This is a genomic window from Sphingomonas panacisoli (genome assembly GCF_007859635.1).
Lineage (GTDB): Bacteria > Pseudomonadota > Alphaproteobacteria > Sphingomonadales > Sphingomonadaceae > Sphingomonas > Sphingomonas panacisoli.
The window spans coordinates 1,589,730-1,613,687 of the sequence record NZ_CP042306.1 but is presented as its reverse complement, the minus strand read 5'-3'; the positions used below and the strand labels follow the sequence as shown (position 1 = coordinate 1,613,687).

Annotated in this window: 33 protein-coding genes; 29 read left to right on the top strand and 4 right to left on the bottom strand. The window is 61.8% G+C overall.

What is annotated here, in order from left to right:
* Positions 1 to 200: 200 nt before the first annotated feature.
* The 3 genes from FPZ24_RS08285 to FPZ24_RS08275 all read right to left on the bottom strand — a co-directional run bounded on the left by FPZ24_RS08285 (position 201) and on the right by FPZ24_RS08275 (position 1,570).
* Positions 201 to 509 carry a hypothetical protein gene (locus tag FPZ24_RS08285; protein WP_146570969.1) on the bottom strand — a complete coding sequence of 103 codons (309 nt, stop codon included), beginning with the start codon at positions 507 to 509 and terminating at the stop codon, positions 201 to 203.
* A gap of 73 nt (positions 510 to 582) precedes the next feature.
* On the bottom strand, positions 583 to 807 hold the full coding sequence (locus FPZ24_RS08280; protein WP_146570967.1) for a hypothetical protein: 225 nt from the start codon (positions 805 to 807) through the stop codon (positions 583 to 585).
* A gap of 88 nt (positions 808 to 895) precedes the next feature.
* Positions 896 to 1,570, bottom strand: a complete 675-nt coding sequence (locus tag FPZ24_RS08275; RefSeq protein ID WP_186729147.1) for an XRE family transcriptional regulator — start codon at positions 1,568 to 1,570, stop codon at positions 896 to 898.
* Between the two features lie 91 nt (positions 1,571 to 1,661).
* On the opposite strand from FPZ24_RS08275, the gene FPZ24_RS08270 reads away from it, so the two are divergent.
* The 27 genes from FPZ24_RS08270 (at position 1,662) to FPZ24_RS08160 (ending at position 21,339) form a co-directional block, all read left to right on the top strand.
* The gene (locus tag FPZ24_RS08270; protein WP_146570963.1) at positions 1,662 to 1,871 is read left to right on the top strand and encodes a helix-turn-helix domain-containing protein; all 210 of its coding nucleotides are present in this window, start codon (positions 1,662 to 1,664) and stop codon (positions 1,869 to 1,871) included.
* On the top strand, positions 1,868 to 2,194 hold the full coding sequence (locus FPZ24_RS08265) for a hypothetical protein (RefSeq protein WP_146570961.1): 327 nt from the start codon (positions 1,868 to 1,870) through the stop codon (positions 2,192 to 2,194). Before FPZ24_RS08270 ends, FPZ24_RS08265 begins: the two co-directional genes overlap by 4 nt.
* Positions 2,195 to 2,373: 179 nt before the next feature.
* Positions 2,374 to 2,736 carry a hypothetical protein gene (locus tag FPZ24_RS08260; protein ID WP_146570959.1) on the top strand — a complete coding sequence of 121 codons (363 nt, stop codon included), beginning with the start codon at positions 2,374 to 2,376 and terminating at the stop codon, positions 2,734 to 2,736.
* A gap of 170 nt (positions 2,737 to 2,906) precedes the next feature.
* Positions 2,907 to 3,080: a hypothetical protein gene (locus FPZ24_RS17140; RefSeq protein ID WP_186729145.1), complete on the top strand. Its 174-nt coding sequence runs from the start codon at positions 2,907 to 2,909 to the stop codon at positions 3,078 to 3,080.
* Entirely contained in the window at positions 3,081 to 3,575 is a 495-nt protein-coding gene (locus tag FPZ24_RS08255) for a hypothetical protein (protein ID WP_146570957.1), read from the top strand.
* Positions 3,572 to 3,745: a hypothetical protein gene (locus FPZ24_RS17135; protein ID WP_186729143.1), complete on the top strand. Its 174-nt coding sequence runs from the start codon at positions 3,572 to 3,574 to the stop codon at positions 3,743 to 3,745. Before FPZ24_RS08255 ends, FPZ24_RS17135 begins: the two co-directional genes overlap by 4 nt.
* Complete coding sequence (locus FPZ24_RS17130; protein WP_186729141.1) at positions 3,742 to 3,912, top strand: hypothetical protein; 171 nt, start codon at positions 3,742 to 3,744, stop codon at positions 3,910 to 3,912. The genes FPZ24_RS17135 and FPZ24_RS17130 overlap by 4 nt, the downstream gene beginning before the upstream one ends.
* Positions 3,909 to 4,304 (top strand): VRR-NUC domain-containing protein, encoded by a 396-nt coding sequence (locus tag FPZ24_RS08250; protein WP_146570955.1) that lies wholly within the window; start codon positions 3,909 to 3,911, stop codon positions 4,302 to 4,304. Before FPZ24_RS17130 ends, FPZ24_RS08250 begins: the two co-directional genes overlap by 4 nt.
* The gene (locus FPZ24_RS08245) at positions 4,301 to 4,753 is read left to right on the top strand and encodes a hypothetical protein (RefSeq protein WP_146570953.1); all 453 of its coding nucleotides are present in this window, start codon (positions 4,301 to 4,303) and stop codon (positions 4,751 to 4,753) included. Before FPZ24_RS08250 ends, FPZ24_RS08245 begins: the two co-directional genes overlap by 4 nt.
* Complete coding sequence (locus FPZ24_RS08240; RefSeq protein ID WP_146570951.1) at positions 4,750 to 5,094, top strand: hypothetical protein; 345 nt, start codon at positions 4,750 to 4,752, stop codon at positions 5,092 to 5,094. The genes FPZ24_RS08245 and FPZ24_RS08240 overlap by 4 nt, the downstream gene beginning before the upstream one ends.
* Positions 5,095 to 5,116: 22 nt before the next feature.
* Positions 5,117 to 5,797 carry a hypothetical protein gene (locus FPZ24_RS08235; protein WP_146570949.1) on the top strand — a complete coding sequence of 227 codons (681 nt, stop codon included), beginning with the start codon at positions 5,117 to 5,119 and terminating at the stop codon, positions 5,795 to 5,797.
* Between the two features lie 63 nt (positions 5,798 to 5,860).
* Positions 5,861 to 8,386: a phage/plasmid primase, P4 family gene (locus tag FPZ24_RS08230; RefSeq protein ID WP_146570946.1), complete on the top strand. Its 2,526-nt coding sequence runs from the start codon at positions 5,861 to 5,863 to the stop codon at positions 8,384 to 8,386.
* Between the two features lie 252 nt (positions 8,387 to 8,638).
* Positions 8,639 to 9,175: a hypothetical protein gene (locus FPZ24_RS08225; protein WP_146570944.1), complete on the top strand. Its 537-nt coding sequence runs from the start codon at positions 8,639 to 8,641 to the stop codon at positions 9,173 to 9,175.
* Between the two features lie 103 nt (positions 9,176 to 9,278).
* Entirely contained in the window at positions 9,279 to 9,500 is a 222-nt protein-coding gene (locus FPZ24_RS08220; protein WP_146570942.1) for a hypothetical protein, read from the top strand.
* The gene (locus FPZ24_RS08215) at positions 9,493 to 9,948 is read left to right on the top strand and encodes a terminase small subunit-like protein (protein ID WP_146570940.1); all 456 of its coding nucleotides are present in this window, start codon (positions 9,493 to 9,495) and stop codon (positions 9,946 to 9,948) included. The genes FPZ24_RS08220 and FPZ24_RS08215 overlap by 8 nt, the downstream gene beginning before the upstream one ends.
* Complete coding sequence (locus FPZ24_RS08210; protein ID WP_146570939.1) at positions 9,932 to 11,158, top strand: PBSX family phage terminase large subunit; 1,227 nt, start codon at positions 9,932 to 9,934, stop codon at positions 11,156 to 11,158. Before FPZ24_RS08215 ends, FPZ24_RS08210 begins: the two co-directional genes overlap by 17 nt.
* A gap of 55 nt (positions 11,159 to 11,213) precedes the next feature.
* Positions 11,214 to 13,457, top strand: a complete 2,244-nt coding sequence (locus tag FPZ24_RS08205; protein WP_146570937.1) for a portal protein — start codon at positions 11,214 to 11,216, stop codon at positions 13,455 to 13,457.
* Between the two features lie 40 nt (positions 13,458 to 13,497).
* On the top strand, positions 13,498 to 13,653 hold the full coding sequence (locus FPZ24_RS17125) for a hypothetical protein (RefSeq protein WP_186729140.1): 156 nt from the start codon (positions 13,498 to 13,500) through the stop codon (positions 13,651 to 13,653).
* Positions 13,646 to 14,446: a hypothetical protein gene (locus FPZ24_RS08200; RefSeq protein WP_146570935.1), complete on the top strand. Its 801-nt coding sequence runs from the start codon at positions 13,646 to 13,648 to the stop codon at positions 14,444 to 14,446. Before FPZ24_RS17125 ends, FPZ24_RS08200 begins: the two co-directional genes overlap by 8 nt.
* Positions 14,447 to 14,737: 291 nt before the next feature.
* Positions 14,738 to 16,024 carry a P22 phage major capsid protein family protein gene (locus tag FPZ24_RS08195; protein ID WP_146570933.1) on the top strand — a complete coding sequence of 429 codons (1,287 nt, stop codon included), beginning with the start codon at positions 14,738 to 14,740 and terminating at the stop codon, positions 16,022 to 16,024.
* A gap of 43 nt (positions 16,025 to 16,067) precedes the next feature.
* Entirely contained in the window at positions 16,068 to 16,517 is a 450-nt protein-coding gene (locus tag FPZ24_RS08190; protein WP_146570931.1) for a hypothetical protein, read from the top strand.
* Entirely contained in the window at positions 16,510 to 16,740 is a 231-nt protein-coding gene (locus tag FPZ24_RS08185; protein ID WP_146570929.1) for a hypothetical protein, read from the top strand. Before FPZ24_RS08190 ends, FPZ24_RS08185 begins: the two co-directional genes overlap by 8 nt.
* Complete coding sequence (locus tag FPZ24_RS08180) at positions 16,740 to 17,198, top strand: hypothetical protein (protein ID WP_146570927.1); 459 nt, start codon at positions 16,740 to 16,742, stop codon at positions 17,196 to 17,198. Before FPZ24_RS08185 ends, FPZ24_RS08180 begins: the two co-directional genes overlap by 1 nt.
* Positions 17,199 to 17,377: 179 nt before the next feature.
* The gene (locus FPZ24_RS17325; RefSeq protein WP_146570925.1) at positions 17,378 to 17,644 is read left to right on the top strand and encodes a hypothetical protein; all 267 of its coding nucleotides are present in this window, start codon (positions 17,378 to 17,380) and stop codon (positions 17,642 to 17,644) included.
* Positions 17,641 to 18,111, top strand: a complete 471-nt coding sequence (locus tag FPZ24_RS08170; protein ID WP_146570923.1) for a hypothetical protein — start codon at positions 17,641 to 17,643, stop codon at positions 18,109 to 18,111. The genes FPZ24_RS17325 and FPZ24_RS08170 overlap by 4 nt, the downstream gene beginning before the upstream one ends.
* A 70-nt stretch (positions 18,112 to 18,181) precedes the next feature.
* On the top strand, positions 18,182 to 19,891 hold the full coding sequence (locus FPZ24_RS08165) for a hypothetical protein (RefSeq protein WP_146570922.1): 1,710 nt from the start codon (positions 18,182 to 18,184) through the stop codon (positions 19,889 to 19,891).
* Entirely contained in the window at positions 19,888 to 21,339 is a 1,452-nt protein-coding gene (locus FPZ24_RS08160; RefSeq protein ID WP_146570920.1) for a DUF1996 domain-containing protein, read from the top strand. The genes FPZ24_RS08165 and FPZ24_RS08160 overlap by 4 nt, the downstream gene beginning before the upstream one ends.
* Here the strand turns inward: FPZ24_RS08160 and FPZ24_RS17565 are convergent.
* Positions 21,302 to 21,910 (bottom strand): PEPxxWA-CTERM sorting domain-containing protein, encoded by a 609-nt coding sequence (locus tag FPZ24_RS17565; protein WP_240047668.1) that lies wholly within the window; start codon positions 21,908 to 21,910, stop codon positions 21,302 to 21,304. The two genes, FPZ24_RS08160 and FPZ24_RS17565, sit on opposite strands and share 38 nt — an antisense overlap.
* Before the next feature lie 151 nt (positions 21,911 to 22,061).
* Here FPZ24_RS17565 and FPZ24_RS08150 point away from each other — a divergent pair, with 151 nt between their 5' ends.
* Both FPZ24_RS08150 and FPZ24_RS08145 read left to right on the top strand, forming a co-directional pair.
* Positions 22,062 to 23,462 (top strand): packaged DNA stabilization protein, encoded by a 1,401-nt coding sequence (locus FPZ24_RS08150; RefSeq protein ID WP_146570918.1) that lies wholly within the window; start codon positions 22,062 to 22,064, stop codon positions 23,460 to 23,462.
* A complete protein-coding gene (locus tag FPZ24_RS08145; RefSeq protein WP_146570916.1) occupies positions 23,459 to 23,938 on the top strand; it encodes a hypothetical protein in 480 nt (159 codons plus the stop codon). The genes FPZ24_RS08150 and FPZ24_RS08145 overlap by 4 nt, the downstream gene beginning before the upstream one ends.
* The last annotated feature ends 20 nt before the right edge of the window (positions 23,939 to 23,958 follow it).

Here is a 23,958-nt window from a genome sequence, read left to right as displayed (position 1 = left end):
CTGCTAGGATGGTGTAAGCGATACCGGTGGCGAGAGGTCCCCACATCACGGACGCCTCCAAGCCAACGTGATCCCGAAGAACGCTCCGAGCAGGACACCGAAGAAGTACGCGCCCTGCCCCGCCGGCCCGAGCGCAAAGGCAACGGGTGAGGCAATGATCGGCAACAGTGCGCCCAGAACGCGGAGCGGGAGAGGCGCACTCATTCCGCAGCATCCAGAAACCCGGCCGCAAAGCGACGGTCGCTGTCGGCGCGCATCTCATGCTCACAATCCCGAGCAAGGTCGTACACCGCATCAAGACCGGTCATTGCGTGTACGGAATTGAGAAACACGATCCCGTCATGCGTAGCGAGGAAGTCAGCCGGTGCCGCGCTTTCCGCGATACGAGCGCAGACCTTGGCAAGCGCCGCAGCGTTCGCGCGAATGTTCGCATCCTCGCGGGCTTTTCGCTCGATCGATGCGACGATCGGGCTGGCCGTTATTGTTTCCGAGTAGAGGGCGGTTGCCATCAATGGTCTCCGGTGAACTGGTGTCATCCTCGCTGCGGGCGTGGGGGAGCGCCCGCAGTCCGGGGAAACCAGTTCAGGCCGTGCGCCAGACGCGAACGCCGTCGCCCTCGACTGCCGACTTGAAATTGAACTTGAGGCCAGCGCGCAGGGCCGTACCCTTCACAGTGCCGAGGCCACTGGTGCGCTTCACGCCCGGAATGAAAACGCTGTCGCCGATTTCCATGCTCTCGACGGGGACGCGCGGACGCTGCGGCTTCGCAACCGCGACCGGCATCGGGATATTGCGTTCAATTTTCATGATCATCTCCACCGGCGTCATGCCGATGCAGATGGGTCTATATTCCTAGATGCATATCGTCAAGCAGGAAAATGCATAGCGGAATATTTTAGTGGCGGCGGATCGATCCGACGATGCGCCCGACGATATATAAATCCGCGGCATCCACTTCCTGATCGGGCACATCAGGATTGTCGCTGATGACCATGACACGATCCTTGCCGATCGCTTTCAGCCGCTTCACTGCGCCGACGCCAAAGAGCGACATTGCCCAGATGCGATCCTGCAAATTCATAACTCGCTGCCCGAGGTCGAGGATCAGGTCATCATGGTCGCCGATCGTATTGCCCATAGAATCGCCGACCCCGCTCACGATGCGCAGCATGCTCGGCGATGATGGGGTCAGGCGGCGGAGGAAGCTGATGTCGAGTTCGACTGCCTCACCTTCTATATAGTCTTCGTCCACGTTGGTGCCGGGGCCGAGCGCGTAGCGGAGGTCCATGCGCATTACCGCCGCAGTCTCGCCGGAATCGATCGTGCGCGCGATCGGCTGATCCGACGCTTCGCCTGGCGGCGCCCACGGCGACGTCATAAAGGAGTGTGGCGACACGTCGGCGATATGGGCCATCGCCGCCAGCGGCGCGGTGCCGGGCGTGGATTTCCCGCCCTCCCACTTGGACACGTTCGCTTGCTCGGTTTCGATGCGATCCGCGAACGCCGACTGCTTCAGGCCAAGATGCACGCGCAGCCGCCGCACGTTCTCTGCTAGAATCGCGTTCGCCATGCGTGGCGCATAACCTTGCGCGCGAGGCAGCACCAATTCCTGAACGCATAATCCGTTTGACGCTATATGCATTTAGGCATATATCCGCGCCATGCAGGACGTTCGCACCATCCGCCGGGAACTCGGCGTCACCCAGAACGAGCTGGCGGGGCTGCTCGGCCTGAACCAATCCACCATCTCCCGGCTCGAAGGCGGGGCGCTGGCAGTGGACGAGCGCACCGTGCTCGCGCTGGAAGCCTTGCGCGCTCGCAAAGCCGCTGAGCGCGAGCCCCCCACCGAAACACAGGCGCACGCAGCATGACCGCCCGTCATCACAAGCCAGCCTCAGCCGACGGTGATCGGGAAAGTCGCGTCGATGAGGCCAGCGCCGCCGGACTGCCGATTGAGAGCTTGCAGCAAGAGCAAGGTGCGTCCGGCAGCTTCGTTGAACCGCCACTGGCAATTGGTGATCGTGTTGCCGACGAGAACGGGGACCTGACCTCCGTCGTAATCGAAAACAACGTTATCGAATACGCAGTCGCGGAAGATTGCCCCGTCAAGGCGCACGTTCTGATTACGGAATTTCTGCCCGACGGTTTCCATATCTCAGGCAACACATTTCTCGCCTTCGAGTCAATCGCATGAAACCCCGCGCCCCCTCCCTTGTGCGCGGCACCCGTCAGCCGGCCTTCCCCTCTCCGACCGGCTGGCGGGCAACCTTTGAAGCGCTCCGCATCCTTGGACTCATGGTTCTGGGTATGTGTGTGGCTGCTGCGATCGGCGTCCCCTTCATCCCCGACAATCTCAACTGAAAGGAACTGACCATGGATACGGAATACGCAGCTATGCAAGCTGGTCTGGCAATGGACCGAGGCTACGCCTCGAACGCAGTCGGTGGCAGCATCGTCGGTGCCGCGTCGAAGCAATCTGTGCTGAACTCCAAGCCGCGCCTTGCTGCGCTGGCCGACAACATGTCCGGCCTCAACGAGCGCGCTGCGGTTATGTTGCAGAACATCTGCGCCGCTGCTGATCGCATCATCGGCACCCGTCCGGAAAACCCGGAAGCTGCCGGTCGCGACCGCCTTGCCGCCGATAGCGCGATTGGGTCGCTCGAAGCCAGCACCGAAACGCTCGCTGCCACGCTCGGGCGCATTCACGACCAGATCAGTCGCTTCAACGGACTCTGACAGTTGGTAGCCGTCCCGACATTGGGGTTCGACCGCGCCGGCGGTCCTAACAACGGCCTTCCTGCGCGCGAGCGTCAAGGGGGTGGGGCGGCGTCGCGTGGTGCAGACGCGCGGCGAGTATGTACCCCCAAGGTAGGCAACGGCGCAATTCATTCCGCGAGGGCCTTGGCATGACCACCGCCGCAATCTTCGCTGGTGGCATTCTCACTGGCGTCCTGACCGTCCTGTTCCTGCTGTTCATCGGCCTGCGGTGGTCGGGCGATCGTGCTGACGATCTGCGCGACGAGCACGCCGAGCAACTCGGGATCGGAGCGGACAACTTCATTCATGGAAAGGGGCAATAGGTGGCTCAGGACGGTAATGTTGTGCCCAAAGTGGAGCCTCGTACCGAAGAGGATTTCCGCAATACGTGGCTTCAGGCGCTGAGCCGCCTTTGCAAAGATCACACTGATGCAAAGGTCGCGTTGTGGCTCGGTATCGGCATCGATCACCTTCGAAAGAACGTGAAGAGCGGCATCAGTCTGCCCACTGCCGACAAGATTTGGAACCTTCTGGCATACGACGCCAGCGCCCACGACGAATTGGACAAGGCGTTCGGCGTCAAGAATGTCCCTGAGAACGCTCTTTGCAGCACCGACCCGCTGACCCGCGACATGATCGCGCTCGCCAATGAGACCGCGCAGGACGAAGACCCCGCGAGCCCTGGCGGCATTGTCACGACCGATCACGAACTGCTTAAGAAGGACGAGGCACGGCTGCGCCGTGTGCATCGTACGCTGACGAGCTGGCTCAATCGCATTGAACAGCTTCGAGCGCCTCGCTTGCGAGAAGTCGCATGACCCGCGCTGCCGGCCACGCCACCCATCACGCCAACAGCCGCTTTGCACCGGCGGTCGATCCGTTCGAATCCGACCGCGCGCGGCGTCACGACGCCGAGCAAGGCAGCCGCCTGCTGCTGGAGCGGATCGAGGCGTTGGTTGCGCGGCGGGCTCGGGAGCTGGGGGCATGAAGGCCGAGCGCGTCCACTCCGACCGCATCGCGCGTGCCTTGGAAAAGCAGGCGATGATCGACGATGCCGTAGCACTGGCGCCGCGTATCGCCGCGGTCGCTAAGCGTCACGGCTACGCTCCTTCGACGATCGCGCGGATCGCCGTTGCCCGGACAGCATCGCTATGACCCCCCTCTTCCACATCGACCCGCCTTCGGTCGCCGATGCTGGCGACGAGTTGAGTATCCAGGTCGGCATCCGCAAAGCGCTCAAGGCGCGCGCTCCAACAGTGGCGTTTGTCGCGGTGCCCAATGGCGCGCAGCGCACAGCGTGGGCGAGCATCAAGGCTAAGCAGGAAGGGCTGGCGTCCGGCTTCCCCGACGCGATCGTTTTGTGGTCGGGTGGCTATGCGTTCCCCGAGATCAAGAACCGGACGGGTACTTTATCTGAGCAACAGCATGTCTGGCTGAATTACCTCACCAAGGGCGATCATCCCTGTGGCGTCTTTCGGTCGGTCGCGACCTGCCTTCGCTGGCTGGCTGGGCTCGGGGCTCCGATCGATTTGGAAGGCTTGGCATGACCGACGCATTTGCCAGCTACGGCGAAGCCGCCGCTCCCATCTTCACCGACCCCAGGGCTAACCGCCGCAAGAAGGACCCGAGCGCGCTCGACCTGAAAATGGAAGAGAAAGGCCGACTGCTCAAGGCGTACAAAGCCATGCGCCGCAAGCTACGGATTGAAATCCTAGCCGAAGAGCCGCGTCTCCTGAACCTGATGCGCTACCTGCGGAGCGTCGGGCCTGACGATGGTGATGAGTTGCTGGCGGCTATCGGCGCTTGCGACTGGCTGATGACGGCACCGCAGAACGTCCGCGCTTTCGCGCTGGAGCGCATCCGTCGTCGCGAAGACAAGATCAAGCTGATGATGGGCGAGCGGCCGCTGGACGACCCGCTGCCGCCGGAACTGGGCGGACGCACGACAGTGTTTTTCGAAGCGCAGAAGCTGCTGCGAAAAGGCGGTGTCCTGTGACCGATCCATTCGCGGCATATGGCGTCAAGGCCACCTCTCGCGCGCCAGATCGTCTCGTGGGCGCCATGAAGACCCGCGACGTAGCGCGCGATCGATATTCGTTGGTCGTAGCCGAGTTGCGGGCCGTCACTACCAAGGCCGCGCTTGATGCCTGCCTTGAGGCACACCGCAGCACCATTCTGCAAATCCACAGTGAATTGGAATTTCTCTGGCGCGGGGACGGCAACGACTTCCTCGGGCTGGAACGCGAGATCGAGCACGCCACCGCGCGTGTCGATGCCGGCCTGGATTTCCCGCGGTGGGAGCCACGCCAACAACAGACCAGCGACCTGCTGATCTGACCCAAAAGAAGGAAAAGGACCAATGAACGAAGTAAGCACCATCAACCAGGGCACAGCGCTCGCGGCGCCCGGCGGCTATGATCCATATGCCGCATACGGCGCCGAGGCCGCGCAGGGCGGCAATTTCCTGAAGTTCTCCAAGGGCGAATGGCTGCTCGGCCAGAACGACGACGAGATCGCACTCGGTCGCCGCCTCGCCGCCAACATGGACGAACTCAGCATCGGCTGGATTCGCTGGGCCGACAGCAAGCCGGTGGAGCGTCGCCTCGGTCTGCTCGCCCAGGGCTACAAGCCCGAAACGCGCGACCAGCTCGGCTACGACGACCAGGACGCCTGGGAACTCGACAAGGAAGGTCGGCCGAAAGACCCCTGGAACTTCACCAACGAGCTGCCGCTCGCCGATCCCGATGACGGCGAACAAATGACGTTCAGCGCTTCCAGCAAGGGCGGCATCGGCTGCATCGGCAATCTGTGCAAGGCATTCGCCAGGGCGCCGGAGCGCGCGCAGGGTTTGATCCCGGTGCTCGAACTCGGTCGCGACAGCTACAAGCACGCCGAATACGGCAAGACCTATGTGCCTGTCCTGACGATCGCGGACTGGGTCGAGAATGGCTCTGTTCCGATCCCCGCTGCCGATGGTGGCGACGAAGATGAGCCGGCACCCGCCGCGAAGGCGAGCGCCGGCTCGAAGACCCGCTTCTAAACAAGTCTCCGTCCCTGGCGCTGTTGGAAGCGGCGCCAGGGACACAACACTGGAAAACCAGCCTTGCGCGATCAGGACTACACTGCTGCTGCTGACTTTTTGAAGCGGTTCTTCACCGAGACGCTTCATAACGTCGAGCTGCGCGCGTGCGCCAATGAGCGAACGGGTGGTGCGCGCTCCGTGTTCAGTCGTCAGGAAAACGACATCCTTGGCTTCTGTCGCGCGAACGACAAGCCAGGCTGGGGCACCTATTTCGGTGTCTGCACGCGCGGCAAGGAACGCGACGACGGGTCAGCCGCAAACGCCATGGAATGCCCCGCGCTATGGGTCGATATCGACTGCGCGGCACAAGGTATTGCCGGCGACCATGCAATCCAAGTTCTCCAGTTCCTGCCCCTGCCGCCCTCAATCATCGTCAATTCTGGCGGTGGGCTTCACGCCTACTGGTTGCTGGAAGACAAGACAGATGTCAGCGAAGCGTCGGCCACGCGAACCGTCGTTGTCCAGGCGCTCAAGGCTCTGGTCCACATTCTCGCCGGTGACCCGAAGTGCGCCGACATTGCGCGTATCATGCGGCTGCCGGGGACGTTCAATTCCAAGGCCAAGACAGTCGCATTGTACGATGGCGAACCGGCATTATGCGAAGTCGTCGAGGATAGCGGCCGCGTTTACGATCTGGATGCGTTGATCGAATGGCTGTCCGAACAGCGCGTCATGCTCCGCGGCCAGATCGAAGCGCCGCGTCCGGTAAGGGCGGACGATCCTTTCCTGAGCTACGCCAAGGAAGCTGGCTACGAGCCCGCCATCGATATCGATGCCGAACTCGCTGCCATGGCGCACGGCGCGCCGGGTCGTAATTCAATCCATGAAACGCAAATCCGTGTCGCCTATTCGATGATCGCGCGCGGCTATGACGACGACGAGATTGTCGATCGCATCCTCGCCGCGACAGAAGCCGCGGCTCCCAGCGACCAGCGCTGGAACTGGACGGCGGAAGAAACGGCCATCAGGCGCGATCTCGCCAAGGCGCGGCCCAAACAAGCTGCTGCGCCGCGTGCCGCGCCGATGATCGGCAATACGGCGTTAAAGCTCGTGCACGACGCCGATGTCGTTCCCGCCCCCAAGCCGAAGCCCGACGATCGGCAAACGCAGATCGTGACGGTCGGCAAGGCGGTCATCGCTGTTTGGAACGAGCGCTACGGCCCGATCATGCACACGGCCGGCACGACATACGTGTACGAAGGCGGCATCTGGCTGCCCTGGAATGACCCGCTGGCGCAGCGCCTGCGCGCGATGATCCAGGAGGCGTGTCAGAGCCTGTCGATCAACCCGACGACCTCGATCCTGAACGCCGCCAAGGCCTATATCATGGATCGCCCGGAATTGCGGCGCGACGAGGTCGCCTTCGACGATCACGGACTGTTGATCGCGGAAGACGCGGCATTGGACCTGAGGACGCTCCAGGTCTTGCCCCACAGCCCCGAGCACTATGCGTTGTTCAAGGTCGCGGCGCGGGTCAACGGCTCGCAGGCGTGTCCAACGTGGAAAGCCTTCCTGAACGACGCCTTTGCCGATCGGAGCGCGGCGTCTGAGATCATCGCGACGTTGCAGGAATGGTTCGGCGCCTCGGTCGCCGTGATCCGCAGCCGACCGCTGCTCAAGGGTCTGCTCGTCCATGGCCCCAGCCGCTCGGGCAAGACACAGGTTAGCCAAGTCGCACGAGGCATCCTGGGGCTCAAGCATATCTGCAATGCCAGGATGCGCGATCTGGAAGGCCGGTTCGGCCTCGAACCGCTGATCGGCAAGCGCGGCTGGATTGCCGACGACGCGATCGGCGCAAAGGAATATCTCGACGCCGAGACCTACAAGGTCGTCGTCACCGGCGAAACCACGAGCGCCCAGATGAAAGGCGGCAAGAACATCGAGGTCAGCTTCGGCTTTCCGGTGATGCTGACCGCCAACAACCTGCCACGCGTCAACGACAAGTCGGACGCTACCTACAATCGCTCCCTGATCCTCCCCATGACCGTCGTCAGGCCGGAGGATGCCCCGGAGCCGATCGGCTACCAGAGCCTCGCGGCCAAGGTCATCGCCGAAGAGCTGACCGGCGTGTTGTGGTGGGCCATAGCAGGGCGCCAGAGGCTCGAAGCGCGCGGTCGGTTCGATCCACCCGCCGCGATGTCCGATGCCGGCCGCAGCTTCCAGGATTCGAACGATCCGATCGGGTCGTGGATACGCCAGTGCGTCGAACCCAGCCGCGATACCAAGGTCGCGCGCAAGGACCTCAGCACGTCGTTCAACGGCTGGTGGGAAATGGAAAGCGACGACGGCAAGCCGTTCTCCAGCAACTCGGTGACACGCATGATCGGCGAACGCTTCCCCGGTCTCGCCGACCTCAAGCTCAGCGGTGAACGCCTGTTCGGTGGGATCAGGCTCAACGAAGAAGGCCTGTTCGCCTGGGAGAGCCGCGTCAAAGGCGCCGGTTTCGACAAGAAACCCGCCTTTTCGTCAGCACGGGAAGAGGTCAACCGCCATTGGGAAGGAAATGCCCCGAAAAAGGAGGGAAATCGTGGTAAAACAGTATTTTAGGTCCGGGGCACTTTTATGGGGCACTTTGCGTCCAGAGGGGCACTTCTGGGGCAGTGTGCGATTTTGGCAGGGCTTATTTTGTGCCCCGCGATCTTCGATTGCCCCGCAATCTGCCCCACGATTTTGTGTAACGATTGCAGCGACATGGCCCCTGATTGGGGGCATTAGGGCACTTTTTTATATAACTGATAAAAGTATAAAAAAGACGGAAAAAAGAGATATCCTATATGGGGGGGATACGCGCGCGCGAGAATGCCCCCTGCCATCGTCGGCGAGAGCGGCGGGCGGGCGATTGGCGGTGCGGCTGTGAGCGCCCCCGATCATCGCGTCGTCGCCGCGGCCCTGGCGGAGGTTGCGCCGGCCGAGACCGCTTTCCGTAGTCGTTGGCGCTTGGGGACGCTGCGTCGCGTCGATGCCGACCTCTACGATCGCGTCTGCGAGCAGATCGATCTCTACAACACGGCGCTGATCACCGGTACGGCCGTAGAGGTTCAGGACCAGGCCGCAGCCATGGTACGCGGCTGGCGCGCGGCTGTGGCGGCACTGGAGAGCCCGCTGTTGCCGGATGACGCTTACCTGGTCGGTGTCGATTACAATACCGGCACGCGCGTCGTCGTCGTCGAGCAGGCGGGTTCGGTCGGCCGTGTGCAAGCGCTCAAGGGCGAGCGTGTCGTCATCGTCACGCCCGACGAGGTCGCGCGGATGGTTGCCGGCATGGCGATCGTCGCCGAGGCCAAGCAGTTTTTCCCAGACGCTGAGCTGCTGTCCGTCGAGGCCGCTACCCAATGACCCCACCCCCACCCATCAAGCAGGAGGAGCGGTAATGGAGCACATACCAGCCGGTAACGCTGCCGTGATCCACCTAGCTGAGGCATTGGGGCGTCATCGTGCCTTGACCGATACCGAAAGCCTGATCCTCGAACGCGCCATCAACCGCCAGCCTAACCCCACCCGTCGCTGGACACGCGAAGAGGACAAGCTGCTGCTCAAGCACTGCGGGCGTCGGGTGCAGGCTCGAACTACCGCTGCCGCATTGGCGAACCAGCTTGGACGATCACCGGGCGCTGTACGGACACGGCTGTACGAATTGAGGAAGGCGAAGAAGAATGCCTAAGACGTTCACTGACGGCGAACGGGCTGCCATCATTCCCGTGGTCCTGAAAGGGTTGAGCGCAGGCACGCCCCTGACCGTGATTTGCGCGGGCGAAGGCATGCCGTGTGATGACACGGTGCGCAGGTGGGCTGATGATGACGCAGAGCTTGCGCGGGACATCGCGCGTGCGCGTGAGGCGGGATGGGATGCAATTGCCTTGGAAGCAAAACAGATCATTGATGCCGAGCCGGAACGCGTCATCACGACATCGGGTGAGGATAGAACTGAAAGCCGCATCGATAGTGCTGCGGTTCAGTGGGCTAAGAACCGCGTCGAGCTTCGCCTAAAGCTTCTCGCGAAGTGGGACCCGAAGCGCTACGGAGATCGACAGTTGATCGGCTCCGACCCCGAGAACCCGCTGCCGAAGGGCTTCACGATCAACCTGGTGAAGCGTGACCAAGCAGGTTGATCTTCCAGAGTATGCGGGTGATCTGTGGCTGCCGTTCCGGCATCTGGCATGGCATGGTGGTCGTGGCCCCGGCAAGACACGCACCGTCGCCACGGGGCTGATCCTGCAATCGATGGAGCGCCATGAGCGGGTATTGTGCGGGCGCGAGACGCAACGCTCGATCCGTGACTCATCGAAGCGTGTTCTGGACGATGAGATTGACCGGCTTGATGTCAGATCCGTGTTCACGAGCACCGAGACCGAAATCAGGGGTCCAAATGATAGCCTGTTTCTGTTCACCGGCCTCAAGGGCAACGCAGTTGGCGTGAAGTCGATCGAGGGCGTCACAACCTTCTGGGGCGATGAAGCGCAGGCGTTCAGCCAAGGCAGTATCGATACGGTCGTGCCGACGATCCGTGGCCCCGGCTCAAGACTGATTTGGACGTGGAACCCGGACCTGCCCACTGACCCAATCGACAAAATGTTTCGCAGTGAGGACGGGCCTCCCCCGAACAGCATCGTACGCGAGGTGAATTACCCCGACAATCCGTGGTTTCCCGAAGAGCTGCGGATTGAGATGGAATACACGCGCGGGCGTGACATCGATAAATACAACCACGTCTGGCTTGGCCAGTACCGCCAGAACAGCGAAGCGCGCATCTTCAAGAACTGGCGCATTGATGAGTTCGAAAGCCCGGTCAACGCCGAGTACCGACAGGGCGCCGACTTCGGCTTCAGCATCGACCCGTCGTGCCTTGTCCGGTGCTGGATCGACGGCACGCAGCTATACGTCGATCACGAAGCATGGGGGCTTCAGGTCGAGATCAACAACCTGCCCCAGCTATTCATGGGCGTCCCCGACAGCGAGAAATGGTGGACGACGGCCGACAGTTCGCGGCCGGAAACGATCAGCTATCTGCGCAATCATGGCTTTCCCCGGATACGCCCCGCGATCAAGGGCGCGCGCTCAGTCGAGGAAGGCGTCGAGTTCCTGAAGTCGTTCGATATCGTCGTGCATCCCCGCTGCGAGCATCTGATCCAGGAACTGACGCACTACAGCTACAAGCTGGACCCGTTGACCGGCGACGTGCTGCCGGTGATCGAGGACAAGGACAACCATCTGATCGACGCGCTGCGCTATGCGTGCGAAGGAGCGCGTCGGGTGAAAGCGAACAAGCCACCGATCGCGGCCACCATCCCCTCCAACCGTACGGCATGGGCGAAACGTTAGTCTGACACTAAACTGACAGCGCCCTAAACCTGATCGCGCGTATGTAGTCGGGCGCATGTCCGACGCGCCCACCCCTGAAAGCGATATCGAGGAAGGCGGCGCCGAGGCGGACAGCAAGCGCCTCCAAGACGTGTGGGAAACGGCGCTCACCGAGTTCGATGCTGTCTCGACCCCGCTTGCCGTTCAGCAGCTACGCGCCGAGAGTCTTGAGGATCGCGCCTTTACCGTTCGCACCGGTGCGATGTGGGAAGGCCCATGGGGCGACAACGCCGAGAACAGCCCGCGTCCCGAGATCGACAAGATCACGAAGACCAAGGACAAAATCCTAGACGACTGGAACAAGAACCGTGTCGTCGTTGACTTCGTGCCGGCGAACGACGCGGCCGATGAGATGACCGCCGAGACGCTCGACGGTCTCTATCGTGCCGACTGCTACCACTACAACGCCAGCCAGGCGCGCGATAACGCAGTGCGGGAGGCTGTCGGCGGCGGGTTCGGGGCGTATCGTCTTTCGACCGATTACGAGGACCCCAGCGACCCCGACAACGAGCACCAGCGCGTCATTCCCGGCATCATGATCCCCGACGCCGATCAGTCGGTGTATTTCTACGGGGGCGTGTCGCAGGACGGATCTGACGCCGAGAGCGCGTTCATCATCACGCGCGACCTTATCCAGATCGCCAAGGCGAAATGGGGCGAGGACAACCTGAACCCTTGGCCGTCGAACCAGTGGAAGTACCAATGGGACTGGTACACCACCGACACGGCCTGCATCGCCGAGTATTACAAGAAAGAGGTCGTTGACGCCGACCGCATCATCCTCACGAATCCGCTGACCGATGAGGTTGAGCGGTATTTCGAGGACGAGATCACGGCCGAGGCCTTGTCTGAAAAGAAGGCGACCGGCTGGAAGCGCCGCACCCGCAAGAACAAGCGCACCCGCGTCCACAAATACATCCTGAACGGCACGAAGGTGCTCAAGGACTGCGGGTATATCGCGGGCGAGAACATCCCGATCGTCCCGGTCTATGGCAACACCGAGTTTGTCGATGGCGTGCGTTATTGGTGGGGCTACACCCGCAAGCGCAAGGACCGCAATCGCATCCTGAACACGGCTGTCGGCAATTATGTCGAGACGGCCAGCCTTGCCCCGTATGACGTACCAATCGTCGCGCCAGAACAGATGACGGACGAGATTGCCGCAGACTGGGCAAACGCAAATATCGATCGCAAGCCGTTCCTGTATCTCCTGCCCCTGCGCAATGAGGACGGCTCGATCGCCTCCACCCAGATCGGCACACGCAAGGCTCCGGAAGTCAGCGCTGCCACGGCACAGTTACTCCAGCTCGTCATCGCGGAGGCTGCGGACGATGCGCAGGATGTCGAAGAAGTAAGGGCCAATACCTCGTACGAGGCCATGGACCTTGCAGCCGAGCGTGTAGATGCGAGGTCGGCCATCTACATCGATAACGCTTGCCTCGCCGTCCAGCGAGAGGGGGTGATCTACGAATCGATGGCCCGGGCCGTCTATTTCGAGGACGGCCGCAAGGTCGAGACCCGCACCGAGGAAGGCCAGGACGGCACGGCGACGCTAATGCAGCCGGTGACGTCGGACAACGGCGCATACGGTGTTCGCAACGACCTGAGCAAAGGTACGTACAAGTGCGTCGCCACGGTCCAGCAGGCGACAGCAACGGTCCAGCAGCGCGAGTTCAATCAGTGCGTCGCGATGGCGGAGGCCGCTGCAAAGGCCGGCGACCAAGAGTTGGCGCAGGTTTACATCCTCCGCGCGGCAACCGCGATGCGCGGATCTACGAAAGACGTGGCCGATTGGGCGCGCAAGAAGTTGCTCGGCATGGGCATCGGCACGCCGACCAAGGAAGAGGCTGCGGAACTGGCGCGCGCCGCTCAGGAGCAGGGCCAGCCGTCCGCCGCTGAACAGGCATTGCAGGCGCAGACCGCCGAGAGCGCGTCGAAGGTACAACTCAATCAAGCCAAGACGCAGGAGAGTGCGGCGTCGGCAGCGCTCAAGCTCGCCCAGGCAGAAGCCGTGGGAGGCCCAGAAGCCGCTCCCGACGTGCCAAGTGGGCTCGATCACCCCGCACACCCGAACAACGTCGTGGATGCGACGGAGAAGATCGCCAGCGCCCGCCTGAAGGACGCGCAAGCCCGCAAGATCGACCACGAAATAGGTCATCAGCGCATCAAGCTGGGCAGCGAACTGACCGACGCTGAACACCAGCGCGAAATGGACCGTCGTGCGGCCGATCGCGACGACCGAGCAAACGACGCAGCATAACCCGACCGCCGGGGTTTCGGGCGAGTGAAGGAGAAAGCAAGTGGACGAGCACAATATCCGCGCGACTGCTCTGGCAAGTGCGATTGATCTAGCCGAGATTGTATCCCGCACCCGCGACATCATCGCCTCCGATGTGGTCGAGGCAGCTAAGAAATTTGAGCAGTTCCTCGTCGGGGAGGAAAAGTCCAATGGCTGACGAACAAGACGACGAACTGTTGCTGACCGACGTTGCCGAAGAGGGCGACGAACAGGAAGCGCCCGAAACACCCGACGCCGAAGAGTTCGTGCTCGAACTTGAGGGCGAGGAAGCCGGCGACGAACCGCCGCTGGTCAAGAAGCTGCGCCAGGAAATCCGCGACCGCGACCGCAAGCTGTCCGAATACGCGAAGCCGGCTGCACCGATCGAGGTCGGCCCCAAGCCCACGCTTGAATCATGCGAGTATGATGAGGACAAGTTCGAGGCGGCGCTCGACGCGTGGAAGGAAACCAAGCGCGCATCGGAGAGCCAGGCCGAAGAGCAGAAAAAGCGGCAGGACGCCCAGCAGCGCGAATTTCAGGACCTGCAGGTCAAGTATCAGGCCTCGCGCGCTTCACTCCCGATCAAGCAGGAAGAGTTCGACGCTGCCGACGCCGCTGTCCGCGCTGCATTGCCCGAACAGGTCATTATGGGCCTCGCCAAGTACGTCGATAACCCTGCCAAGGTCGTCGCCGCGCTCGGGCGTTATCCAGCGCAGTTGAGCAAGATCGCCGACGAGCCCGACATGCTCAAGCAGATATTCATGCTTCGGGACTTGGAGAAGAACGTGAAGACCAGCACCCGCACGCCCCCACCCCCGCCCGAGCGCGACACGATCCTGCGGGGATCGGCGCCGATCGCCAAGAAGGAAGGCGATCCGGTTGGCGACAAGCTGCTGGAGAAGGCGCTCAAGTCGGGCAACATGACCGAATACAATCGGCATCGCAAAACGCTTCGAGCTAAAGCCGCCTGATGTCTTACCCTCGCGGCAGTTTCGAGCACATGCTTCTAGCTTGCCGCGAGGCGGTGTTGCGCGGCCAACCGATAGAGCACGTTGCGGCAAATGTCGGCGCGCCAGCCTCGTATATCCAGCCCTATTTCGACGATGCAATGAGGCTTGTGCCTAAAAATCAGGCAGCCGCTTGACGCGCTCCGCGCGTTAGCGTAAAAGCCCGACCAGCACAACCGGCGCCTCCTGCCGTGAATGGAGTGACCGTGCGATCTGAGGCCGTGGCCTCTCGCTCAGTCATTTCAGGAGGCCGCTTTGGCTAACGCATTCTCGAAAAATACCCTCGTTGATTTCAACGATCTGGTCGAAGGTTTCGAGGACAACCTCGTCATCTCGAAGACCTTCCGCAACCTCGCCGAAGACGGCCAGGCACTGGAGCGCGCTTTCAACACGGTATGGGTTCCCCAGCCGTACATCGCGCAGTCGTTCACCGGCATCAACCAGACCTCGAACTTCGCGCGTACCTACACGCAGCTTTCGGTCCCGGTGACGCTGTCGTACAGCCACTCGGTTCCATTCACGTTCGGCCCGCTCGAACTGCGTGATCCGCTCCAGCAGCGCCGCGTCATGAAGGCCGCTCTCCAGCGCCTGGCGTCGGACATCAACGTCGATTGCTCGAACCTCGCAGCGTTGCAGGGCTCGATCGTCAGCAAGCGCACGACCGCAGCGTCGGGCTTCGATGACGTGGCGGCTCTCGACACGGCGATGAACCGCATGGGCATCTCCATGGCCGATCGCAAGGCGCTCTATTCGTCGGGCGATTACAACTCGATGGCGTCTGACCTTCAGAAGGCGTCGCGTTCGTTCGGCAACAAGAAGTCGGACACGGCGTACGAGAAGGCCTATGTCGGCGACATTGCCGGGTTCGAGACGTACAAGCTCGACTATGGCTATACGCTGACCGCCGCGACGGCGACGGGTGTGACCATCACCAACACCCTGCCGCTGTTCTATACGCCGGTTTCGACCACGCTCTCGACCGATGGCCTGAGCCGCACCAACAACGACAACCGCTTCCAGACGGTGTCGCTGGGCGTGACGGGCGCCGGCGTGAAGGCGGGCGACGCGTTCACGATCGCCGGCGTGTTCGAGGTCAACCACATCACCAAGCAATCGACCGGTGTGCTGAAGACCTTCCGCATCATCTCGCAGTCGTCGGGTTCGGCGGGTGCGGCCGGTAACTACGTTATCTCGCCTCCGATCATAGCCGGCACCGGCGCGACCGATCCGGAACTCCAGTACAAGAACGTGTCCAACGCTCCGACGAACGGCGCGGTCATCACGTTCCTCAACACCGTCACCACGACCGCCAACCCGTTCTGGCAGGACGACGCGATGGTCATCATGCCGGCCAAGTACGAGCCCGATCCCAATTCGGGCATGGCGGTGACGAGCCTGACGACCGACAGCGGCATTACGATCGTGATGGCCAAGCAGGCGCAGATCGGCACGCTCGACACGCTGTACCGCCTCGACGCCTATTACGGCCTCGCGGATTTGCAGCCGGAAATGTCGGGCATCCAGCTCTTCAACCAGACCTGATCTCAGCCGCCCTGAGAGACTGACCCCTTTTGGAGTGAATGAGATGACCGACAAGATTTCCGACATCAAGACCGACGTGACACTTCCCGATCTCGCCAAGGCCGACGTGGTCAAGGCGAAGAAGGAAGGCGCGCTCGACGCAATCCGCGACAGTGCGGCCCGCCAGTTCGCGCAGACCGATGGCAACCCGGTGGTGGAAGACCCCAATCCGGGCATCCAGCAGACCAACGACGCGACGCATCTGGAATATCTCCTGGAGATGGACCCGAAAGCGCTCAAGGCGGCGTTGCAGGGCAAGGACGACCAGGGCTTGACGCTCAAGCAGGGCACGATCGCCTCGCTGCTTGAAATGGAGCGTTCGGGCCACAACCGCACCGACGTCGTGGAAGCCCTGTGCGACGTTCTCAACATCAAGTCGCCGTACGAGGTCACCGACGCCGGCCCAGCTTACACGAACGACGTCAGCCGTTCGGTGCTGAAGCCGCGTGGATGAGTTCGAATATCCACGCGCTCTTTATCGGGACGGTGGCACCGAACTGATCTGGGGCAAGCCGGTTGAAACGCTCGTCGTGTCGTCGCGCGGGGAAGAGGTGGAGGCACTGGCCAAGGGTTGGCGCCTCCACCCGCTGACCGACGATGAAGGCGAAGTCCTGACCGTCTCCGAGATCGAAAGCCCCCGTCGCGGGAGACCGCCCAAGGTGAGGGTTGAGGAATAATGGCTGCGCTCAGTTACCACTTCGGAACTCGCGGTTATCTCGGGTTCAACACCTATATCACCGGGCCTGACGGGATCAGTCGCGGCGGGGTTATCCCTGCGTTCTCTCTGGTCGATTCCAACGGCGTCAATGCCGGCGCCGGGACGTCGGCCAGCCCGACCGTCACGCAAAGCCAAGGCACGGGATCGTTTGCGACTAGCCAGGCCGCATCGTCCATTTCTCCCGCCGCTGCTCTTTCGGTTGTCGCTGCTCGCGCTGGGCGTCAGGCGGTCACGTTCACGAACATTACCGGCACGCAGCCTGTGTATTTCACGGCGAACGCGGCGACCACTGGCGTTACGACCGGGTTTTTCCTGGCCGGAACGGCCGGCGCTTCGGTGACGATTGCCACATCTGCGCAAATCTTTGCCACTTCCCCCACGGCAGCACAGACCCTCGGCGTACTGGAAACCTTCTAGTGGCCGAGGATGGCGTCTCCTATCCTCCGCCTGATCTCAGCGGGTTGCAGGCGAGTATCCCCCAACCTGCCAGCTCGACGCCGCCGGGCGTTGCGGATGCTAGCGTAGCGGGGTCTGCTACTCCCTACGCCCGCGCCGACCACACTCACGCCAGCAAAGCCCGGAAGCAGATTGTTATCATGCCGAGCGCGGCGACGACGTATGCGTGGACTTATCCCACGGCGTTCGGGTCTGGCGTCGTGCCGATTGTCAGCGCCATCGTTCAAGTTCCGAACGGTAATACCGATCTGTTCAACGTCCAAGTTATGGGAACGCCGACCAACACCGGCTGCGTGTTCCAGATCAACCGCGTCTCGGCAGGCTTGCTCAGCCTCTTGCTCGGCGCGCTATCGATCAATCCAACACCCGTTGCGGCAACGCTCCACATGCTGGCGCTTGAGCCGTGAGCGTCCTTCCCCTCTACGGCACCCCTCCCAAGCGGGACATCATCCAGCGCGCCTACGGCTATTGCGGACAGGCGAGCTACGAGTTCGAGCTAAGCCCGGAAGAAGAAGTGGCGGCGCTTAGGGCGATGAACGACCAGCTCGCGCCGTTCGCGGGCGTCTGCGGCTACAACATGCCGCAAGAGGGCGACGGCAGCGCCATGGACGACAGCGGCATAAACCGCACGGATGTTCTCGGCGTGTCGTACTTCGTGGCGCAATTATTGGCTCCGACGATCGGCAAGCAACTGATGGGCTCGAAGCCCGCCATCGCCGCGAAGGATCGCTTTCTCGCCAAGTATCAGTCTATCCCCTGCATGGAGTTCGGCCGTGGCACTATTCGTGGTTCTGGCAATCGTCGCTGGGCTGGTTGGGGCAGTCCTTTTTTCCCGTCCGGGGTGGATGCTGCGATACTCCCGCAGTTCCTGTAACGCCGACCCCTTCGGCATCACCGGGCGGTTTCGTGTTCACGAGCCCGCCAATGCTGATTGTTGATCCGTGATGGCCAATATCGGCGACGGATACACGATCGTCTCGGGTACGGGAACCGGCGGCACCCTGGGCGCTTTCCGGATGTACAAGGACGGGGTCGATTACGCACCGGCGGTGGCGGGTCATCACACCTGGGATGTCGCCGGATCGTTTTTCCTGCGCCAGTTCGACAGCACCGGGAATGTCCACGCCGACAGCGGCACGGTGGTTGTTTCCAGTGCCGTTGCGCTACAGACGCTAACGCTGTCGGGCGCGCTTCAGATTGGCGTCGCGACGAGCGGCAGCATTATCGGTGCCTCTGCCGGTTCCACGATCGTCGGCAATATCCCCGGTATCACCGTCAACAGCGGCGCGCGTACCTACAGCGGTACGCCGACTGGCAGCGCCGGCGTGATTTCCAATGGGCTTGTCGAGACACTGGCTGGGGCGGTCGGCTCGCCAAAAAGCAGTGCTATTTCCGTAATGGCGGCAGCGCCGGGGATCACGGCTCCTGTCATTTCGCAAACTTCCTCAGCAGGAGTGAACCCGCTTCTATGGACGACGGCGGAGAATGCCACGTTCTTCCCCGGGTTCTTCTGGAATGTTCAGACGGCGACCGGCGCCAATACGACAGTCGCCCAAGCCAATCTCTTGGCTGGTACAACGACTGCCAACATCATTCAGCAAATCGAGCCAGGCGACCTCGCAGGGAACGTGGTGACCTTCGCCGGCCTGACCACTACCTCTACGCCGGGGCCGATTGCGCTGCGCGAGCGGGTCGGCAGCGACGACGGCATGGGCGGCTACATCTGGGGGCCTTACTCCAACGTTATCGCCGACACGATCGTTGCCCAAGCTAATCCGTTTACTTTCACGGACGTTACCAACGCCACTCAATCGACGGTCTACACGTCGAATACGATTACCATCTCCGGCTTGGGCGTTGGCAATACGAACGCTTATTCGGTCAGCGGCGGCACCGTATCGAAAAATGGCGGCTCGTTCACTTCGTCCAGCGGGACGGTCGTTGATGGTGATACGCTTGCTGTTCGTGTTACTTCGTCCGCCAGCTTGGCAACGGCCGTCAATGTCACGCTGACTGTCGGCACGTACGCGGACACTTATACGGTCACGACCGTCGCAGTGGTAGCGCCAGCAATCTATCGGTCGAGCGCCGCGACCAACAACAACGCGACGCCGTTCAGTGGCCTCACAACTATTTCTGGTCTGCGCCATATCGTGATGATCGAGGCCTCGAACGCCTTGGCTCTCCCAGGCGCGGTTTCGCTCGACGGCAACGCGATGACGATGCGCGGCGCCGGGACTATCGCGAGCAATAAGTCGATCAGCATTTGGGATGTCGTGATCGCCAGCGGTGGCACAGGCAAATCGCTGGCTGTGACCATGACGACCACGGCGGACACGGCCTATGCGATGTGGACCATGGCGAGTTCGGCTGTCTACGTCACGCAGCAGGTCAAGGCCTACGGCTATACCTCCGATCCGCAGACGACCGCCTCGGTCACTATCCCCTCGGGCGGTGCAGTGCTGGTGGGCTGCATCAGCGAAAGCGGCGGCGCGAGCATCACGCCGAACGCCGGAACGACCGAAGAAGCGGAGTTCACCGAGGCCACCGCCAATTATCGCCATTGGTACGGGCAGCTAACCGCAACCGGAACGCCGAGCGTCAGCGGCCTCAATTTCGCCGGTTCGGCGATGCTAGCAGCGAGTTACGGATGATGTTCAAGAAGCTAATTCTGCTCGCTTCCCTGATGCTGGCTGTCCCGGCTTGGGGGCAAACCCTCACGCCGCAACCGGACGTCGGGACGTATATCGACACGCCTGCGACCTACGAAACGGACGGCTCGACCCCTAACCGCGTTGGTGACGGCAGTAACGACAAGGGCGGGACGGCCCCGGCTTTCACCACTTTCCCGGAAGTGTCCGACCCCACCGACCGTTCGTTGGCGCAATGGTCAACGGACGGCTGGGTGGTGAACGACAGTTCGGTCTGCCTGACCAATACGACGACCTGTCCCGAGAAAAAATTTCGCATCCGGATCAACTCAGCGAAAATCCTCTACGACGATCCGATCCGCTTCTATGGGCAACCCGGCGTCAGTCATTGCCACGAGTTCTTCGGCAATATTCGGGTAAATGCGTTCTCGACACCGCTAAGCCTACGGTACGCCCCGGCATCCACGGCAGCGGGCGGCATCGCGTGGTCCACGGGCTATTGGGAGCCGTGCTGGGTCAAGACGATCTCGGCCAAGAAGTACGCAATGCCAGCGGTCGGCAACGCGGTCTATTACACGCGCAACGGCACCAGTCCGATGAAGGACGACCTCCAGCCGCTTCATCAAAAGCTTCGGTTCATCTTCGGCACCAATTCCGACGATCCCATGGACTGCAAGTTCAAGAATGAGCTTGATGTTGCCAACGGTGGAGCCGGCACAACCTGCACTGTTCGTGCGGGGCGCTATAGCTACCTGGGCAACGGGTTCCTCGGCTATCAATGCTCCAACTACGCCGGCAACGTCATTCGTGCCCTCAAGACCGGGCTGACCGCGGCCCCCGGTTTCACGCTTGCGGATGGTTCGGACCCTTGGGAAGGGCGCTGCGTCGATGGGGACACGATATATGCCGAAGCGCACGCTCCACTGTGCTGGGATGGGAAGAACATCAGCTCACCCGGTGGTTACTGGCACCTTCGCCAAGAGGTGCAGGACAACTATGTCGGCGGCACCACCTGCCCCAAGGGCTGGTATAAAATCCCCGATCTACAGATCAAATCCGCACACCAGACGCGCGGTTTTGCCGATTATTCAACATGGAAGCTTGATAGCGACGCGATGTTCGCTGCGAAGTGCACAGCGCTAGGTCAGACCTGCCCCACGACGATCCCAGGCTGGTCGTTTCACGCAGACTGGATGAACGGGATCGCGCTTAATATCCGGAACCAGGTGCTGTCGTTCTGCCTCGGGATCGGAAGCAACGTCCCTCATCAGTGCGACGTTGCGACCGGTGGCGCTACAATTTCTGCCAGCACCGCGCTTACGTCAGGCAATGCACCTGACGGGTCGCGTATGCCTCAAGTGCAGAGCCCGACGATCGACAGCAACAATGCTGCCAACCTGAAATTGGTCGAGACTACGCGGACAAGCACGCATGATATGAAGGGGATGTAGCGCGGCGGAGCAATCCCCCGATCGCGCCAAACCCGACGATCATCATGGCCCACGTCGCGGGTTCGGGAACTGGCGAATTAGCTGGTGCGTCGAGCCGTACGATGTCGAACGTCACATCGGTCGTTGAATAGGTGTAAGGATTACCCGGCGTAGTCTGGACGACCATCTGGACGAAATTGAAGGCGACGGGGGAGCCTATCAGCGCCCCGCCTATCGCGACGAACCACGATGACGGCGCCGGCTGGATGTAATAGTTACCGCCAGCATCGACATCGATTTGCGTTCCGAAGATGAGCGTGTCGCTCGCCCGATCATAGGCATATTCGACGCCGTATGGCAGATTGAACGAGTTCACGGTCAGCCCATTTGTCGTCGGGTCCGTATTGCCCGACAAGTCGATGTGAAGAAGCGCATCGAACGTCACCGGGCTTACCGGCGGCGGGACATTCAAAGACGGGTCATAGGATTGCCGGAAGTTCGTGGCGGTGAATTTGACGCTGTAGTCAGCCGCCCACGAAGGCACGGAAAGGCAAGCGGCGCCGATCGCCGCGACAAGCATCGCGAATCGCATAGTTAATCCCCTCTGAAGGCGCGAAGCTGCGAAAAAAGCTGGCAATTGTCGAGAGGGAGAATGATCCGTCGTGGGACAGTATCAGGGCCGTATAATCTGACACTTTCCCTCAATTACGGCCGGGGCTGGGCGCGGCTATACCTTGCGCCAAATGCCCCAAATCCCGCTCCTGTCCGGCATTCGTACAAGCCAGCGGGCGGATTTCGTTCAGACCTACCCGGTGAACCTCGATCCGGTCTCGCTCGATCAGGGCATCTCCAAGGGCTATCTCCGCTCCACTGCCGGCGCGACGACGTTCGGCACTGGCCCCGGCATCGGACGTGGCGGCATCGTGTTCAACGACGCCCTGCACCGCGTCATGGGAACGAAGCTGGTCAAGATCGACGGCAGCGGCAACGGCAACGTGACGGTGCTGGGCGATGTCGGCGGCAGTGGGCAATGTTCATTCGCGCTAGGGTTCGGCCGGCTCGCGATACGCTCCAGCACGAATTATTGGTATTGGGACGGCGCGACGCTCGTTCAGGTCACCGACCCCGACCTCGGTCAATGCATCGATCTGGCGTGGCTCAACGGGCAGTATTTCTCGACTGACGGCACGTACGTCATCGCGACCGACATCAACGATCCGACAAGCGTCAATCCGGTCCGCTACGGCTCGGCGGAGAGCGACCCCGACAAGGTGACGGGCCTACTCCCCCTGCGCGGGGAAATGTACGTGTTCGGCAAGTCCTCGATCGAGGTGCAGAATTACGTCGGCGGGTCGAATTTCCCGCTCCAGTCCAACCCCGGCGCGACTATCCCCATCGGCTGCGTCGGCCCGCTCGCCAAGATACTGTTCGCCGAGAGCTTTGCTTTTGTCGGCGCGGCGCGCAACGACGGGTTGGCGGTGTGGATCGCCTCGGGCGGCGGGGCAACCAAGATCAGCACGCGCTCGATCGACGATCTCTTGGCGGCTGAGGTCAACCCGGCCGGCATTCAACTGGAGCGTCGCGTTTCCAGAGACGAGCAAAAGCTGATCGTGCATCTCTCCGACCGTTCGGTGGCGTTCTACCGCAATGCCACGGAAAAATCTGGCGTCCCGGTGTGGCAGGAACTTCGGTCGGGCCGTCAAATGGACAAGCCGTATCGGCTTAGAAATGCCGTTTACGTGGACGGCCAGTGGATCTGCGAAGACCTCGAAAGCAACAAGCTCGGCTTACTGGACGAGGCGACAGGCGAGCAGTTCGGCGAGGCTGTCGGGTGGAGCTTCCAGACTGAGTTCGCGTACAATCAGGCAAACGGCTTTATCGTTCATGGTCTGGAATTGGTCGGCCTCCCCGGTCGTGGTCAGACTGGCGATGCTTCCGCGTTCATGTCCTATTCGAAGGACGGGCAAGTCTGGTCGCAGGAACGCGCCGTCAGTCTGGGACAACCCAACCAGCGTCAGAAGCGCGTCCAGTGGCGCCCGCACAGCCGCATGGGCAACTATGCTGGGTTCAGGTTCCGTGGTGATAGCTCGGCGCTTGCGGGATGGGCTGCACTGGAGGCCACGGTCGAGCCGCTGGCGGTATGACTACCCAGCTCAACCGCGCCGACATCGAAGCTTGGTGCGCCAATGCTCCAGAGGGCTATCGGGCGAAGATCATTCGCTTCGTCGAAGAGCTGTTCGTTACTGCCACGAATGCCGCCAACGATGCATCCGGGGCCGTTGCATCGACCGGTGCAATCCAGGACGCAACGGTAATCACGCTTTCGCCCAATGCTGCGTTCAACAACGAGCGCGTGCTGATCGAAGGATCGGGGATTACCTTCACGGACGGCGGCAACACGCTAACCATCTCGGCGGGCGGCGACATCACGACCGTTGGCGGATTCGCGCTCGTCTTCAACCTTCCCAGCGACTCCACGCTAAACCTGCGCGCGACCGGTACCATACCGTCGTCATCGGACGGGCCTTACGCCGATGACACCGCAGCGGCAGCGGCAGGAATTCAGGTAAACGAATGGTACGCCAAGACCGACGGCACTGTCGTGTGGCGACAAGTCTAGCCCTTTACAAGTGCCCAAAA

Coding starts and splice junctions, on each gene's coding strand:
- FPZ24_RS08285 (WP_146570969.1), bottom strand. CDS start 509: ATGGCAACCGCCCTCTACTCGGAAACAATAACGGCCAGCCCGATCGTC.
- FPZ24_RS08280 (WP_146570967.1), bottom strand. CDS start 807: ATGAAAATTGAACGCAATATCCCGATGCCGGTCGCGGTTGCGAAGCCG.
- FPZ24_RS08275 (WP_186729147.1), bottom strand. CDS start 1,570: ATGGCGAACGCGATTCTAGCAGAGAACGTGCGGCGGCTGCGCGTGCAT.
- FPZ24_RS08270 (WP_146570963.1), top strand. CDS start 1,662: ATGCAGGACGTTCGCACCATCCGCCGGGAACTCGGCGTCACCCAGAAC.
- FPZ24_RS08265 (WP_146570961.1), top strand. CDS start 1,868: ATGACCGCCCGTCATCACAAGCCAGCCTCAGCCGACGGTGATCGGGAA.
- FPZ24_RS08260 (WP_146570959.1), top strand. CDS start 2,374: ATGGATACGGAATACGCAGCTATGCAAGCTGGTCTGGCAATGGACCGA.
- FPZ24_RS17140 (WP_186729145.1), top strand. CDS start 2,907: ATGACCACCGCCGCAATCTTCGCTGGTGGCATTCTCACTGGCGTCCTG.
- FPZ24_RS17135 (WP_186729143.1), top strand. CDS start 3,572: ATGACCCGCGCTGCCGGCCACGCCACCCATCACGCCAACAGCCGCTTT.
- FPZ24_RS17130 (WP_186729141.1), top strand. CDS start 3,742: ATGAAGGCCGAGCGCGTCCACTCCGACCGCATCGCGCGTGCCTTGGAA.
- FPZ24_RS08250 (WP_146570955.1), top strand. CDS start 3,909: ATGACCCCCCTCTTCCACATCGACCCGCCTTCGGTCGCCGATGCTGGC.
- FPZ24_RS08245 (WP_146570953.1), top strand. CDS start 4,301: ATGACCGACGCATTTGCCAGCTACGGCGAAGCCGCCGCTCCCATCTTC.
- FPZ24_RS08235 (WP_146570949.1), top strand. CDS start 5,117: ATGAACGAAGTAAGCACCATCAACCAGGGCACAGCGCTCGCGGCGCCC.
- FPZ24_RS08225 (WP_146570944.1), top strand. CDS start 8,639: ATGCCCCCTGCCATCGTCGGCGAGAGCGGCGGGCGGGCGATTGGCGGT.
- FPZ24_RS08215 (WP_146570940.1), top strand. CDS start 9,493: ATGCCTAAGACGTTCACTGACGGCGAACGGGCTGCCATCATTCCCGTG.
- FPZ24_RS08205 (WP_146570937.1), top strand. CDS start 11,214: ATGTCCGACGCGCCCACCCCTGAAAGCGATATCGAGGAAGGCGGCGCC.
- FPZ24_RS08200 (WP_146570935.1), top strand. CDS start 13,646: ATGGCTGACGAACAAGACGACGAACTGTTGCTGACCGACGTTGCCGAA.
- FPZ24_RS08190 (WP_146570931.1), top strand. CDS start 16,068: ATGACCGACAAGATTTCCGACATCAAGACCGACGTGACACTTCCCGAT.
- FPZ24_RS08180 (WP_146570927.1), top strand. CDS start 16,740: ATGGCTGCGCTCAGTTACCACTTCGGAACTCGCGGTTATCTCGGGTTC.
- FPZ24_RS17325 (WP_146570925.1), top strand. CDS start 17,378: ATGCCGAGCGCGGCGACGACGTATGCGTGGACTTATCCCACGGCGTTC.
- FPZ24_RS08165 (WP_146570922.1), top strand. CDS start 18,182: ATGGCCAATATCGGCGACGGATACACGATCGTCTCGGGTACGGGAACC.
- FPZ24_RS08160 (WP_146570920.1), top strand. CDS start 19,888: ATGATGTTCAAGAAGCTAATTCTGCTCGCTTCCCTGATGCTGGCTGTC.
- FPZ24_RS17565 (WP_240047668.1), bottom strand. CDS start 21,910: ATGCGATTCGCGATGCTTGTCGCGGCGATCGGCGCCGCTTGCCTTTCC.
- FPZ24_RS08150 (WP_146570918.1), top strand. CDS start 22,062: ATGCCCCAAATCCCGCTCCTGTCCGGCATTCGTACAAGCCAGCGGGCG.
- FPZ24_RS08145 (WP_146570916.1), top strand. CDS start 23,459: ATGACTACCCAGCTCAACCGCGCCGACATCGAAGCTTGGTGCGCCAAT.